13 protein-coding genes are annotated in these 14,915 nt (G+C 56.7%); 11 read left to right on the top strand and 2 right to left on the bottom strand.

Annotated features, from left to right (window positions below):
- Positions 1–25 precede the first annotated feature (25 nt).
- The 5 genes from ACMWJS_RS12995 (at position 26) to lpxO (ending at position 4,630) form a co-directional block, all read left to right on the top strand.
- Positions 26–967, top strand: coding sequence for an ABC transporter substrate-binding protein (locus ACMWJS_RS12995; RefSeq protein WP_021242935.1), 942 nt, complete (start codon positions 26–28; stop codon positions 965–967).
- A gap of 49 nt (positions 968–1,016) precedes the next feature.
- On the top strand, positions 1,017–1,703 hold the full coding sequence (locus ACMWJS_RS12990) for a D-lyxose/D-mannose family sugar isomerase (protein WP_414747161.1): 687 nt from the start codon (positions 1,017–1,019) through the stop codon (positions 1,701–1,703).
- Between the two features lie 10 nt (positions 1,704–1,713).
- Entirely contained in the window at positions 1,714–2,574 is an 861-nt protein-coding gene (locus ACMWJS_RS12985; RefSeq protein ID WP_048226469.1) for a ketose 1,6-bisphosphate aldolase, read from the top strand.
- The gene (locus tag ACMWJS_RS12980) at positions 2,574–3,578 is read left to right on the top strand and encodes a carbohydrate kinase family protein (protein WP_063622854.1); all 1,005 of its coding nucleotides are present in this window, start codon (positions 2,574–2,576) and stop codon (positions 3,576–3,578) included. Before ACMWJS_RS12985 ends, ACMWJS_RS12980 begins: the two co-directional genes overlap by 1 nt.
- 143 nt (positions 3,579–3,721) lie before the next feature.
- Positions 3,722–4,630: a lipid A hydroxylase LpxO gene (gene lpxO / locus ACMWJS_RS12975; protein WP_008500041.1), complete on the top strand. Its 909-nt coding sequence runs from the start codon at positions 3,722–3,724 to the stop codon at positions 4,628–4,630.
- Positions 4,631–4,633: 3 nt separating this feature from the next.
- Here the strand turns inward: lpxO and ACMWJS_RS12970 are convergent, their stop codons facing one another.
- Positions 4,634–5,365 carry a response regulator gene (locus tag ACMWJS_RS12970; protein ID WP_126534922.1) on the bottom strand — a complete coding sequence of 244 codons (732 nt, stop codon included), beginning with the start codon at positions 5,363–5,365 and terminating at the stop codon, positions 4,634–4,636.
- Positions 5,366–5,621: 256 nt separating this feature from the next.
- Here ACMWJS_RS12970 and fdhF point away from each other — a divergent pair, with 256 nt between their 5' ends.
- The 3 genes from fdhF to ACMWJS_RS12955 all read left to right on the top strand — a co-directional run bounded on the left by fdhF (position 5,622) and on the right by ACMWJS_RS12955 (position 9,040).
- A complete protein-coding gene (gene fdhF, locus ACMWJS_RS12965; RefSeq protein WP_082087749.1) occupies positions 5,622–7,769 on the top strand; it encodes a formate dehydrogenase subunit alpha in 2,148 nt (715 codons plus the stop codon).
- Between the two features lie 322 nt (positions 7,770–8,091).
- On the top strand, positions 8,092–8,244 hold the full coding sequence (locus tag ACMWJS_RS12960) for a Hok/Gef family protein (protein WP_045909184.1): 153 nt from the start codon (positions 8,092–8,094) through the stop codon (positions 8,242–8,244).
- Between the two features lie 121 nt (positions 8,245–8,365).
- The gene (locus tag ACMWJS_RS12955; RefSeq protein ID WP_023618154.1) at positions 8,366–9,040 is read left to right on the top strand and encodes a tetratricopeptide repeat protein; all 675 of its coding nucleotides are present in this window, start codon (positions 8,366–8,368) and stop codon (positions 9,038–9,040) included.
- Positions 9,041–9,120: 80 nt separating this feature from the next.
- Here the strand turns inward: ACMWJS_RS12955 and gltP are convergent, their stop codons facing one another.
- Complete coding sequence (gltP, locus tag ACMWJS_RS12950) at positions 9,121–10,434, bottom strand: glutamate/aspartate:proton symporter GltP (RefSeq protein WP_045909183.1); 1,314 nt, start codon at positions 10,432–10,434, stop codon at positions 9,121–9,123.
- A 423-nt stretch (positions 10,435–10,857) separates the two neighbouring features.
- Here gltP and acs point away from each other — a divergent pair, with 423 nt between their 5' ends.
- The 3 genes from acs (at position 10,858) to actP (ending at position 14,905) form a co-directional block, all read left to right on the top strand.
- Positions 10,858–12,816, top strand: coding sequence for an acetate--CoA ligase (gene acs, locus ACMWJS_RS12945; RefSeq protein WP_045909182.1), 1,959 nt, complete (start codon positions 10,858–10,860; stop codon positions 12,814–12,816).
- A 128-nt stretch (positions 12,817–12,944) separates the two neighbouring features.
- The gene (locus tag ACMWJS_RS12940) at positions 12,945–13,259 is read left to right on the top strand and encodes a DUF485 domain-containing protein (protein ID WP_008503396.1); all 315 of its coding nucleotides are present in this window, start codon (positions 12,945–12,947) and stop codon (positions 13,257–13,259) included.
- Positions 13,256–14,905, top strand: a complete 1,650-nt coding sequence (gene actP, locus ACMWJS_RS12935; RefSeq protein ID WP_045909181.1) for a cation/acetate symporter ActP — start codon at positions 13,256–13,258, stop codon at positions 14,903–14,905. Before ACMWJS_RS12940 ends, actP begins: the two co-directional genes overlap by 4 nt.
- The last annotated feature ends 10 nt before the right edge of the window (positions 14,906–14,915 follow it).

Here is a 14,915-nt window from a genome sequence, read left to right as displayed (position 1 = left end):
ATACCCTACGAGTGAGGAAGACAAGATGCGTTTGAAACCATTAGTAACCGCGCTCTGTGCTGGCGCGCTGCTTGCCGCAACGCCGTTTGCGCAGGCGAAAGATCTGAAGTCCATTGGCGTGACGGTGGGTGACCTGGCTAACCCGTTCTTCGTGCAGATCACCAAAGGTGCCGAGCTGGAAGCGCGCAAGCTGGCGGGGGATAACGTCAAGGTGACGCTGGTCTCCAGCGGTTACGATCTGGGCCAGCAGGTGGCGCAGATCGACAACTTCATCGCCGCGAAAGTGGACATGATCATCCTCAACGCCGCGGACTCCAAAGGGATCGGCCCGGCGGTGAAGCGCGCGAAGGACGCCGGGATCGTGGTCGTGGCGGTTGACGTCGCGGCGGAAGGGGCTGATGCCACCATCACCTCCGATAACACCCAGGCGGGTGAGATGGCCTGTAAGTACATTACCGACCGCCTGAAAGGGAAAGGTAACGTGGTGATCATCAACGGACCGCCGGTCTCAGCGGTGCAAAACCGCGTGGAAGGTTGCCAGACGGAGTTCAAAAAACATCCGGATATCAAGGTGCTCTCGGATAACCAGAACGCCAAAGGCAGTCGTGAAGGCGGTCTGGAAGTCATGACCTCCCTGCTGGCGGCCAATCCGAAGATCGACGGCGTGTTTGCGATTAACGATCCGACCGCGATCGGCGCCGATCTGGCCGCGAAACAGGCGCAGCGCAATGAGTTCTTTATCGTTGGCGTGGATGGTTCACCGGACGGTGAGGAAGCGCTGAAGCGTGAAAACTCGCTGTTTGTGGCGACCCCGGCGCAGGATCCGCAGGTCATGGCGGCAAAAGCGGTGGAGATCGGCTATGACATTCTCCAGGGCAAACCTGCACCGAAAGCGCCCGTGCTGATCCCGGTGACGATGATCGATAAAAAGAACGTCGGCACGTATAAGGGGTGGACGGTCAAATGATCCTTTTCCCTCTCCCGCAGGGAGAGGGAACTGTTTTCAAGGAGTCTCCATGAAACGCTCCGACATTAACGAAATCCTCGGCCACACGCGGCAGTTTTTCTCCATGCACGACGTTCATCTCCCGCCTTTTGCCAGCTTTCCGCCAACGAAATGGCAGCAGCTTGACCAGGCTGCATGGCAGGAAGTGTTCGACCTCAGGCTCGGCTGGGACGTGACGGCATTCGGGGGCAACAACTTTGCCGCTCAGGGCCTGACGCTGTTTACCTTGCGCAACGGCTCGCCCAACGGCGTGCCGTATGAAAAAAACTATGCCGAAAAAATCATGCACGTGCGGGACGGCCAGGTCACGCCGATGCATTTTCACTGGCGTAAACGGGAAGACATCATCAACCGGGGCGGCGGGAATCTGATCGTGGAATTATGGAATGCCGAGGCGCATGAAGAGACGGAAAACACCGACGTGACGGTCACCGTCGACGGCTGCCGTCAAACCCACGCCCCCGGCAGCCAGCTGCGCCTCACGCCAGGGGAAAGCATCTGCCTGACGCCCGGTCTTTACCACAGTTTCTGGGGCGAACGCGGCTTCGGCGACGTGCTGGTCGGGGAAGTGTCCTCGGTCAATGACGATGAACACGACAACCACTTTTTGCAGCCCGTTGCCCGCTATAACAACATCGAAGAAGACGAGCCGGCGCTGCTGGTGCTGTGCAACGAGTACAACCTGTTTCGGATATAAGGGGTGAATGATGCCATTGATTTCTCTTGCCGACGGTCTTGCCCACGCCAGACAACACCGCTATGCGCTGGGCGCATTTAACGTGCTCGATTCCCACTTCCTGCGCGCGCTGTTCGCCGCCGCAAAGCAGGAGCGCTCGCCGTTTATCATCAATATCGCCGAAGTGCACTTTAAGTACGTGTCGCTGGATTCGCTTGTCGAAGCGGTGAAGTTCGAAGCCGCCCGTCACGACATTCCCGTGGTGCTCAATCTCGACCACGGCCTGCATTTCGAGGCGGTGGTGCGCGCCCTGCGCTTAGGGTTCAGCTCGGTGATGTTCGACGGCTCTACGCTGAGCTATGAGGAAAACATCCGCCAGACGCGGGAAGTGGTGAAGATGTGCCACGCGGTGGGCGTCTCGGTCGAGGCGGAGCTGGGCGCGGTCGGGGGCGATGAAGGCGGCGCGCTGTACGGGCATGCGGATGAAGCTTTCTTTACCGACCCGCAGCTGGCGCGCGAATTTGTCGATTCAACCGGCATTGACGCGCTGGCGGTGGCTATCGGCAACGCACACGGCAAGTATAAAGGCGAGCCGAAGCTCGATTTCCCTCGCCTGGACGCCATTCGTCAACAGACGGGACTGCCGCTGGTTTTACACGGCGGCTCCGGGATTAGCGATGCCGACTTCCGCCGCGCCATCGAGCTGGGCATTCATAAAATCAATTTCTATACCGGGATGTCGCAGGCCGCGCTCGCCGCCGTGGAGCAGCGTATGGCAAAACGCCAGCCGCTCTACGACGAGTTTGCCGAGCTGCTGCTGGGCATAGAAGAGGCAATTACGGATACGGTCGCCGAACAGATGCGCATCTTTGGCAGCGCGGGGCAGGCATAATGGAACGCAAAGGCATCATCGCCGCAGGCAATATGCTGGTGGACCACGTCCACCAGATCGTGCAGTGGCCGGAGCGCGGCTGGCTGGCGGAAATTACCCACAGCGAACGCTCAACCGGTGGCGCGCCGCTCAACGTCCTGCTGACGCTGGCGAAAATGCACGTTGGCCTGCCGCTGCAGGCGGTGGGGCTGATCGGGGAAGACAGCGACGGGGACTACATTCTGGCGATGCTCGACCAGTACCACGTCAACCGCCAGCGCGTACAGCGCACCACCTTTGCGCCAACCTCCATGTCGCAGGTGATGACCGATCCCAGCGGACAGCGCACCTTTTTCCACTCACCGGGGGCAAACCGCCTGCTGGATCTTCCCGCTTTCGATCGCTTAGACGGATCGATGAAGATCTTCCATCTCGGCTATCTCCTGCTGCTCGACAGCCTGGATATGCCCGATGACGAGTTCGGCACCCGCAGCGCGCGGCTGCTGGCACAAATGCGTGAGCAGGGGTATGAAACCTCGCTCGACCTGGTTTCCCGCAAGGGTGACCCACGCTATCAGCCGCTAGTGCTCCCTGCCCTGCGCCATCTCGACTATCTGGTCATTAACGAGCTGGAGGCCGGTGAGTTTAGCGGCCTGACAATGCGTGATGAAAACGACGCCCCGCACATTGCCCATATCGCCGATGCCGCGGCGCAGCTGCTGGCGGCAGGCGTACGCCAGCGGGTGGTGATCCACTGCCCGGAAGGCGCATGGGGAGAAGCCCGCGGTGAAGAGGGTCGCTGGATCCCGTCATGGATGCTGGAGCAGGAAGAGATTATCGGCAGCGTCGGCGCGGGCGATGCCTTTTGCGCGGGCTTTTTATACGGCTGCCATGAATCGCTGCCGCTGACAGAGAGTATTTATCTGGCGCACGCCTGCGCGCGGGCAAGCCTGCTGGCCGCCAATGCGATTGACGGCGCAAAAACGCTGGCCGAGCTGCAGGCGTTTATTCGCGAGAGCGTGTAATTTAACAATAATTGCGATATTTCATTACAGTTCTATGAATTTTACATCCCCGAACTACACTCTCTCCATCTGGCATATTCGGCGGGGGCAGCACACTGTCCGCACGCTTTTCCGAAATGAGATAGAAAGAGGACAAGGGAAAAATGTTCGCAGCCATCATCATCGGTATTTTCATTATCAGCGTTATTTATGCGCATTCACGCGGCAAAGAAAAACAGACGCTTTCTCGTCAGCTCTTCGACCATTCGACGTTCATGGCGCCCATCAATATGTTTATGACAGCGTTTTCTTCCCTGCCCGCCAGGCAGCCTTTCTTTGAAACAGAACGCTTCCCGGAATTAAATAAGCTGACGGAAAACTGGCTGGTTATTCGCGAAGAGGCCCTGCGTTTGCAGCATCATATTAAGGCGGCGGAAAATAATAACGACGCTGGCTTTAACACCTTTTTTAAACGCGGCTGGAAACGTTTTTATCTGAAGTGGTATGCCGATGCCCATCCCTCCGCGCAGTCTTTATGCCCGGTGACGACCCGGCTGGTAAGTGAAATCCCCTCGGTGAAGGCGGCCATGTTTGCCGAGCTGCCGGCGGGGGCGAAGCTTGGCAAGCACCGGGACCCGTACGCGGGCTCGGTTCGTTACCATCTGGGCTTATTCACACCGAATGACGATCGCTGCTTTATTGAAGTCGACAGGCAGCGTCACAGCTGGCGGGATGGTGAAGCCGTTATTTTTGATGAGACCTACGTCCACTGGGCAGAGAATAAAACGGATCAAACGCGCATTATTCTTTTCTGCGATATTGAGCGTCCGATGAAATGGCGCTGGGCGCAGGCGGTTAACCATTGGGTGGGAACCACGCTAATGTCTGCAGCCAGCTCACCGAATGACGAGAATGACAGCACTGGCGGCATTAACCGTATTTTTAAATACGTTCATGCAGGTCGCGAGCGGGGGCAGCGTCTGAAAAAAAGAAACCGTAAGGCCTATTACGCCCTCAAGTATCTGTGCATCGCTGCAATCTTTGCCGCCATCATTGTTCCGGCGATAACGTAAGCCTTATGCCGCCTGTTCGGGCCGGCTCACATCGGTGGCAAACACGTAACCCAGCCCGCGGATCGTTTTGATCAGCGCAGGCTGATGCGGGTTAGCCTCTATTTTCCGGCGCAGGCGCATGATCAGCACATCAATCGTGCGATCGAACACGTCGGCGCTTTCGCTGTGGGTCAGCTCGAGCAGCCTGTCACGGCTCAGCACCCGACGGGCATTTTGCGTGAGCGCCAGCAGCAGGCCGTACTCGCCCTGAGTTAAGGGCACGGGATTACGCTGCGGATCGCTCAGCTCGCAGCGGGTGGTATCAAGCGTCCATCCGTTAAACGCAATGCCCGCGACGGGCGCTGCGGGAGCTTCCGCCGCCAGCACGCCCGTACGGCGCAGCACCGCTTTCACCCGGGCGACCACCACGCGCGGGTTGAACGGTTTGCCAATATAATCGTCGGCCCCCATCTCCAGCCCCACCACCACGTCTGACTCGCTGCCCAGCCCGGTTAACATCACAACCGGTAGCGCCGGACGCTGCTTTTGCAGCTGCAGCAGAACCTGCAGGCCATTAATATCCGGCAGCATCATATCCAGCAACACAAGCGCGATATTCGGCTCCTGTTGTACCCGGCGCAGCGCATCCTGGCCGTTATGGCAGACAAGCACGCTAAAGACGTGCTCGCTCAGCACGTCCTGAAGCAGTTCGCAGACTGCCGTATCGTCATCAACCACCAGAATCGCCGGTTTCATCGTATGCTTCCGTCAGGGGATTATGTTAAGTCTGAACTATTCTGCCGTCGGCTCCAGTCAAAAGGTTTTTTCAGTGACGGAAATTCAACCCATGTCACATCCGCCGCCCTGTCGACACGTCAATTTTGACGATTGGCTGCTTTTTGTCAGGGTTTTCACCCCGAATGGGCCGTAAAGTCAGGGGATACCCATACAAAAAACATGGCATAGAAGCTGCATAGTGGGTGCGAACGATTCGATTAACTGGAGCAGACTGATGAAAAAAGTCGTCACGGTTTGCCCTTATTGTGCCTCAGGTTGCAAGATCCACCTGGTGGTCGATAACGGCAAAATCGTCCGGGCGGAGGCCGCACAGGGGAAAACCAACCAGGGCACGCTGTGCCTGAAAGGTTACTACGGCTGGGATTTTATTAACGATACCCAAATCCTTACCCCGCGCCTGAAAACCCCTATGATCCGCCGCGAGCGCGGCGGCAAGCTGGAAGCCGTCTCCTGGAACGAGGCGCTGGATTACGTCGCCACGCGCCTGAGCGCCATCAAGGCCAAGTATGGCCCGGATGCCATCCAGACCACCGGCTCTTCCCGCGGGACGGGAAATGAAACCAACTATGTGATGCAAAAATTCGCGCGCGCCGTTATTGGTACCAATAACGTCGACTGCTGCGCTCGCGTCTGACACGGCCCATCGGTTGCAGGTCTGCACCAGTCGGTCGGTAACGGCGCAATGAGTAATGCCATCAACGAGATAGATAATACCGATCTCGTCTTCATCTTTGGTTATAACCCGGCGGATTCTCACCCTATCGTCGCGAACCATGTTATTCGCGCTAAACAGAATGGGGCGAAAATCATCGTCTGCGATCCGCGCAAAATTGAAACCGCGCGCATTGCGGATATGCACATTGCATTGAAAAACGGCTCGAACATCGCGCTGTTGAACGCAATGGGACACGTCATCATTGAGGAGAACCTGTACGACCAGGCGTTTGTCGCGACCCGTACGGAAGGCTTTGAAGAGTATAAGAAAATAGTCGAAGGCTATACGCCGGAGTCGGTTGAAGCGATAACCGGCGTCAGCGCGCAGGCGATCCGTCAGGCGGCCAGGATGTATGCCGGGGCGAAAACCGCCGCCATCCTCTGGGGCATGGGCGTGACCCAGTTCTACCAGGGCGTGGAGACCGTGCGCTCGCTGACCAGCCTCGCGATGCTGACCGGTAATCTGGGTAAAGCCCACGTTGGCGTGAACCCAGTGCGCGGTCAGAATAACGTGCAGGGCGCCTGCGATATGGGCGCGCTGCCGGATACTTATCCTGGCTACCAGTACGTGAAGTTCCCGGAGAACCGTGCCAAATTCGCGAAGGCCTGGGGCGTGGAAAGCCTGCCGGAACACACCGGGTACCGCATCAGCGAGCTGCCGCACCGCGCGGCGCATGGCGAAGTGCGTGCGGCCTACATCATGGGTGAAGATCCGCTTCAGACCGACGCCGAGCTCTCTGCGGTGCGTAAAGGGTTTGAGGATCTGGAGCTGGTGATTGTCCAGGATATCTTCATGACCAAAACCGCGGCGGCGGCGGATGTCATTTTACCGTCGACCTCCTGGGGCGAGCATGAAGGCGTCTACACCGCGGCCGACCGCGGCTTCCAGCGCTTCTTCAAGGCGGTCGAGCCGAAATGGGATCTGAAAACGGACTGGCAGATCATCAGCGAAATCGCCACCCGTATGGGCTACCCGATGCACTACAACAACACCCAGGAGATCTGGGACGAGTTGCGCAGCCTGTGTCCGGACTTCTACGGCGCCACCTATGAAAAAATGGGTGAGCTGGGATACATCCAGTGGCCGTGCCGGGATGAGTCGGAGGCCGATCAAGGCACGTCCTATCTCTTTAAGGAGAAATTCGACACCCCGAACGGGCTGGCGCAATTCTTCACCTGCGACTGGGTCGCGCCCATTGATAAACTCACCGATGAGTATCCGATGGTGCTCTCCACCGTACGTGAAGTGGGCCACTACTCCTGTCGTTCGATGACCGGCAACTGCGCCGCGCTGGCCGCGCTGGCGGACGAGCCCGGCTATGCGCAAATCAACACCGCCGATGCGGAACGCCTTGGTATTGAGGACGAGGCGCTGGTGTGGGTGAATTCGCGCAAAGGGCGGATCATCACCCGTGCGCAGGTCAGCGATCGTCCAAACAAAGGGGCGGTCTATATGACCTATCAGTGGTGGATTGGTGCCTGCAACGAGCTGGTAACGGAGAACTTAAGCCCGATAACCAAAACGCCGGAGTATAAATACTGCGCCGTCAACGTTGAGCCGATTGCGGATCAGCACGCGGCGGAACAGTACGTGATCGACGAATATAACAAGCTGAAAGCCCGACTGCGCGAAAGCGCAATGGGTTGAAGCCGTTAATTCATCGATGAATAAAGGGAGTGATATATTCACTCCCTTTTTATTTCCGATTAATTCATAAGAAATAGAAATTATTATTCTGGAAAGCGGCTCGCAGAAATAATGTAATTTACGCAGAATAGAATTACATCTTAGCATTTTAATTCAGAGAGATAAGATATGCGGCGGGTGCTTAAGACTTTCTGTCTTGAGCATTGTTGAGGGACAGAAAGTAGAAAGCCCCGGGAAATTTTCATTTACCCGAGGCTACTCCCTCAACTCCCAACAGGTTGAGAGTAGCCTCTTATTCTTTTTTTGACAAGGAGTAAAAGGCATGACGCCATTAAAAACTGCGTTAGGCATCGTCTTTATTGTTTGCCTGACGATAGTGATCTTTACCTTTATTACTCGCGGTAAGCTCTGCGAGTTTTCAATAAAGAGTGAACATCAGGAGGTGGCGGCTAAATTAGCCTGCAACCCAGGCTAACCTCTATGGGCGGAACAACGGTTCCGCCCGGCTTGTAGGATGCTGAGGTCTTAATGCACCCATTTTTTTCTTTTGCGCCCGCGATTATACTGCGCGGCGTGTACCCAGATGATAAGAATCCATGAAAGCCATTTTTCTGTTGTTAGTGTTTTTAACGTCCTTCGCCCGCGCGGATGAGATAGGCAGCCAGTATCGGAAACAGGCGGAAGCCGGTGATGCGCGTGCCCAGTATTATCTTGCCGATACGTACTTCAGCTCCGGCGACAGCAAGCAGGCCGCGCTGTGGGCCGAGAAAGCCGCGAAAGGCGGCGATGTCGACGCCATGGGGTTGCTCTCGCAAATCCTCTTTACGCAGGGCGATTACGCACAGGCCAAAGCCCTGGCCCAACAGGCAAACATTGCTGGCAGCAAACGAGGCGCGATCATGCTGGCGCGCATTCTGGTGAATACTCAGGCGGGGAAAACGGACTATCCGCAGGCTATCAGACTGTTGCAAACGGCAACCGAAGATATCGACAGTGACTCTGCGGTCGATGCGCAGCTGCTGCTGGGGTTGATTTATGCCAACGGCGTAGAGGTGGCGCAGGATGACGTGCAGGCCGCCTCGTGGTTCAAGCGGAGTTCAGCCCTTTCGCGTACCGGCTACGCCGAGTACTGGGCAGGGATGTTGTTCAGGCAGGGTGAGAAAGGCTTTATCACGCCAAATAAGCAGAAAGCACTGTACTGGTTGAACCTGAGCTGCACTGAAGGGTTTGATACGGGATGCGAAGAGTTTGATGCGTTAAGCGGAGAATAAAGTGCCGGGTGGCGGCTTTGCCTTACCCGGCCTACAAAACCCGTAGGCCCGGTAAGCGCAGCGCCACCGGGCTTAAGAGGTTAGCGATCGGCAGTCTTATCAAAACGACCCAGCACCTCGCGTTCATACGCCAGCGCCTTTTTACGATCGAATTTGTGTTCCCACTTGGCGATAACCAGCACCGCCAGTGCATTACCCACCACGTTCAGCGCCGTACGCGCCATGTCGAGGATACGGTCCACGCCCGCGATAAAGGCCAGGCCTTCCAGCGGAATACCGACGCTGCCCAGCGTCGCCAGCAGCACCACGAACGAAACGCCCGGTACGCCTGCGATACCTTTAGAGGTCACCATCAGCGTCAGCACCAGGACGATCTCCTGCCACAGCGACAGATCAATGCCGTACAGCTGGGCAATAAAGATAGCGGCGATACTCTGGTACAGCGTGGAGCCATCCAGGTTAAAGGAGTAACCGGTCGGCACCACGAAGCTGGTGATCGATGCTGGCGCGCCGTAGGCTTCCATCTTCTCAATAATACGCGGCAGCACGCTCTCAGAGCTTGCTGTGGAGTAGGCCAGAATCAGCTCATCTTTCAGGATACGGATCAGGATCCAGATGCTCAGCCCGCACAGACGCGCCACGATGCCCAGCACCACCAGCGCAAAGAACAGGATCGCGAAGTGCACCAGAATCACCAGCTTCGCCAGTGGCCAGAGGGAGGCAAAACCGAAGTTCGCCACGGTGACGGCGATAAGCGCAAACACCCCTACCGGCGCGTAACGCATTACCATGTGGGTCACTTTAAACATGGTCTCGGAGATAGAGCGGAACACGGTTACCAGCGGTTCGCGGTGCGTCGCGGGCAGAGAGGAGAGCCCCAGACCAAACAGGACCGAGAAGAAGATAATAGGCAACATCTCGCCCTTCGCCATTGAGGCCACGATGTTGGTCGGTACCAGAGAAAGGATAGTGCCCATCAGGCCGTGCGCATGGCTCTGCACGTCAGCGGTTGTACTTTGGTATTTCGAAATATCCACCGTAGCCAGCTGCGACATATCAATCCCGGAACCCGGCTGGAACACGTTCGCCAGGGTGATACCGAGAATGATCGCAACCGTAGTGATCACTTCGAAATAGATAATGGTTTTCGCACCAATACGACCTAACTGCTTCGCATCGCCGACGCCCGCAATACCCACCACCAGCGTCGAGATCACAATTGGTACCACAATCATCTTGATCAGATGAATAAAGATATCCCCTGCCGGTGAAAGCAGGTTCGCAATCAGCCAGTCGCGGCTGTCGCTGTGATAGTGGAGGTAACTGCCCAGCAAAATGCCCAGCACAAGGGCAATTAAGATCTGCCAGGCCAGGCTGACTTTAACGTTTTTCATAGAAACTGACTTCCTCAATGAAGCGCCTTATTCACTCAAACTGCATGAATAGGGGGACATACTGATAGGGTATGAATTGTGTTGCGTCGATTTATGGGATTTTTTAACGCGGCGTATGAGTATCATTTGCGCGGCCTGTTGCGCAAGCCTTAAAGAACGACGCATTTCACTCGTAAAAGCGTCCGTGACGGGAGTTTCTCCTGTTTCTAATAAATAACCTTTTGTTATAAAAACGCTTTTTTAAACATAAATGTGAATAATCGTCAGCATAAATTATTTTCCTTCAAAGTTTCATTCGCTCATTTTTCAACCTGTTCAAACAATGCGTGATCTGTAGCCCAAATAATAAACAAAGCTTGTAAAGCCCCTACTATTAACGTTTTTGCGACATATTATTAACATCTTACAAGGAGAAAAAAAGCCATGAGCCAAATACACAAACATGACATTCCCGCAAACATTGCGGACCGTTGCCTGATCAACCCGGAGCAGTACCACGAGAAATATCAGCAATCTATCACCGCCCCGGACACCTTCTGGGGTGAGCAGGGTCATATCCTGGACTGGATCAAACCTTATCAGAAGGTGAAGAACACCTCCTTTGCGCCCGGTAACGTCTCCATTAAATGGTATGAAGATGGCACGCTGAACCTGGCGGCGAACTGCCTTGACCGTCACCTTGCCGCGCGCGGGAACGAGACGGCGATTATCTGGGAAGGCGATGATGCCTCGCAGAGCAAACACATTACTTATAAAGAACTGCACCGCGACGTGTGCCGCTTTGCCAACGTCCTGCTGGAAAAAGGCATTAAAAAAGGCGACGTGGTCGCAATCTATATGCCGATGGTGCCGGAAGCGGCGGTGGCCATGCTGGCCTGCGCGCGTATCGGCGCCATTCACTCGGTTATCTTTGGTGGGTTCTCGCCAGAGGCGGTTGCGGGTCGTATTGTCGATTCAAGCTCAAAACTGGTGATCACCGCCGATGAAGGCGTGCGTGCAGGACGCGGTATCCCACTCAAGAAAAACGTCGACGAAGCGCTGAAAAACCCGAACGTCAAAACGGTCAGCAACGTCATCGTCCTTAAGCGTACCGGCGGCAAAATCGACTGGCACGAGGGGCGCGACCTGTGGTGGAGCGACCTGATTGAAAAAGCGAGCGACCAGCATCAGCCTGAAGAGATGAATGCGGAAGATCCGCTCTTCATTCTTTACACCTCTGGCTCAACCGGCAAACCGAAAGGCGTGCTGCACACCACCGGCGGCTATCTGGTCTACGCGGCCACCACCTTCAAATACGTCTTCGACTACCACCCGGGCGACATCTACTGGTGTACTGCCGACGTTGGCTGGGTCACCGGGCACAGCTATCTGCTGTACGGCCCGCTGGCCTGTGGCGCAACAACGCTGATGTTTGAAGGCGTACCGAACTGGCCGACCCCGGCGCGTATGTGCCAGGTGGTCGATAAGCATCAGGTCAACATTCTCTACACCGCGCCAACGGCGATCCGCGCATTAATGGCGGAAGGCGATAAAGCCATCGAAGGCACCGACCGCTCTTCATTGCGCATCCTTGGTTCCGTGGGCGAGCCGATTAATCCGGAAGCCTGGGAGTGGTACTGGAAGAAAATCGGCAACGAGAAATGCCCGGTCATGGACACCTGGTGGCAGACCGAAACCGGCGGTTTCATGATCACCCCAATGCCGGGCGCCACGCAGCTGAAAGCAGGCTCGGCAACCCGTCCGTTCTTCGGCGTGCAGCCTGCGCTGGTGGATAACGAAGGCAACCCGCTGGAAGGCGCCACCGAAGGCAACCTGGTGATCACGGACTCGTGGCCGGGTCAGGCGCGTACCCTGTTCGGCGATCACGATCGCTTCGAGCAGACCTACTTCTCGACCTTTAAAAACATGTACTTCAGCGGCGACGGCGCGCGCCGTGATGAAGACGGTTATTACTGGATCACCGGACGCGTGGACGACGTGCTGAACGTCTCCGGCCACCGTCTGGGCACCGCGGAGATTGAATCGGCGCTGGTGTCGCATCCGAAGATTGCCGAAGCGGCCGTTGTCGGTATTCCGCACAACATCAAAGGCCAGGCGATTTACGCCTATGTCACTCTGAACCACGGGGAAGAGCCGTCGCCAGAGCTGTACACCGAAGTGCGCAACTGGGTGCGTAAAGAGATTGGCCCGCTGGCCACGCCGGACGTGCTGCACTGGACCGACTCGCTGCCGAAAACCCGCTCCGGCAAAATTATGCGTCGTATCTTGCGCAAAATCGCGGCAGGGGACACCAGCAACCTCGGTGATACCTCAACGCTCGCGGATCCTGGCGTGGTGGAAAAACTGCTCGAAGAGAAGCAGGCCATCGCAATGCCATCGTAATCTTTTCTCCCTCTCCCCGTGGGAGAGGGCCGGGGTGAGGGCATCAGACCGCACCTTCCTCCCCTAACCCTCTCCCCATAGGGGAGAGGGGATAAAAACAAACCAACCTTACCTTTGGAGACTCTGTGATGAATGACCATATTTGTCAGCAGATAGAGAATAGTGCGCACTACAGGGAGCTCGTCGATAAGCGGCAACGGTTTGCCTTCACCCTTTCCATCATCATGCTGATTATCTATGTCGGCTTTATTCTGCTGATCGCCTTTGCGCCGCACTGGCTGGGCACCCCGTTACACGAGGGTACCAGCGTGACGCGCGGTATTCCCATTGGCATTGGCGTGATTGTGATTTCATTTGTGCTGACCGGCGTCTACGTCTGGCGCGCGAACGGTGAATTCGATCGTCTTAATAAAGCGGTACTGCAAGAGGTAAAAGCATCATGAAGCGAGTCCTGACGGCGCTAGCCGCCACACTTCCCTTTGCCGCCCACGCGGCGGATGCCATTACCGGCGAGGTACAGCGCCAGCCAACCAACTGGCAGGCGATTATCATGTTCCTGATTTTCGTGGTGCTGACGCTGTACATTACGTACTGGGCGTCGAAACGCGTGCGCTCCCGTAACGACTACTACACCGCAGGCGGCAACATTACCGGCTTCCAGAACGGCCTGGCGATTGCGGGTGACTTTATGTCCGCCGCCTCGTTCCTCGGGATCTCCGCGCTGGTCTACACCTCCGGCTATGACGGCCTGATTTACTCCCTCGGCTTCCTCGTCGGCTGGCCGATCATTCTGTTCCTGATTGCCGAGCGCCTGCGCAACCTGGGTCGCTATACCTTCGCCGACGTGGCCTCGTATCGCCTGAAGCAGGGGCCGATTCGCACCCTCTCCGCCTGCGGTTCGCTGGTGGTGGTGGCGCTGTATCTGATCGCACAGATGGTGGGCGCGGGTAAATTGATCGAGCTGCTGTTCGGCCTGAACTACCACATCGCGGTGGTGCTGGTGGGCGTGCTGATGGTGATGTACGTTCTGTTCGGCGGCATGCTGGCCACCACCTGGGTGCAAATCATCAAAGCCGTCCTGCTGCTGTTTGGCGCCAGCTTTATGGCCTTTATGGTAATGAAGCACGTCGGGTTCAGCTTCAATAATCTGTTTACCGAAGCCATGGCGGTCCACCCGAAAGGAGAAGCCATTATGAGCCCGGGCGGGCTGGTGAAAGACCCGATTTCTGCCCTGTCGCTCGGTCTGGGCCTGATGTTTGGTACCGCAGGTCTACCGCACATTCTGATGCGCTTCTTCACCGTGAGCGATGCGCGTGAAGCGCGCAAGAGCGTATTTTACGCCACCGGCTTCATGGGCTACTTCTATATCCTGACCTTTATCATCGGCTTTGGCGCGATCATGCTGGTGGGGGCAAACCCGGCGTTTAAAGATGCCGCGGGCGCGCTGATTGGCGGCAATAACATGGCGGCGGTACATCTGGCCGACGCGGTGGGCGGCAACCTGTTCCTCGGCTTTATCTCTGCCGTGGCCTTCGCCACCATTCTTGCGGTGGTTGCGGGTTTAACGCTGGCCGGGGCGTCGGCGGTTTCGCATGACCTCTACGCCAACGTCTTCCGCAAAGGCGCGAGCGAGCGCGATGAGCTGAAGGTCTCCAAAATCACCGTGCTGGTGCTGGGCGTTGTGGCGATCCTGCTGGGCATTCTGTTCGAGAAGCAAAACATCGCCTTTATGGTGGGGCTGGCCTTCTCCATCGCGGCAAGCTGTAACTTCCCGATCATCCTGCTCTCCATGTACTGGTCGAAACTGACCACCCGTGGCGCGATGATTGGCGGCTGGCTGGGGCTGCTGACGGCGGTGATTCTGATGATTCTGGGCCCGACAATCTGGGTGCAGATCCTCGGTCACGCCAGCGCCATCTTCCCGTATGAATACCCGGCGCTGTTCTCCATTGCCGTGGCGTTTATCGGTATCTGGGTCTTCTCGGCCACCGACAATTCGCCGGAGGGTAACCTGGAGCGCGAGAAATTCCGCGCCCAGTTTATTCGTTCACAAACCGGTCTTGGCGTTGAGCAGGGCCGCGCGCACTAAACCTTTCTCC

This window comes from Enterobacter sp. HK-058-C-ECC (assembly GCF_047531125.1).
Taxonomy (GTDB): Bacteria; Pseudomonadota; Gammaproteobacteria; order Enterobacterales; family Enterobacteriaceae; genus Enterobacter; species Enterobacter quasiroggenkampii.
This window is presented reverse-complemented; position numbering and strand designations above follow the sequence as displayed.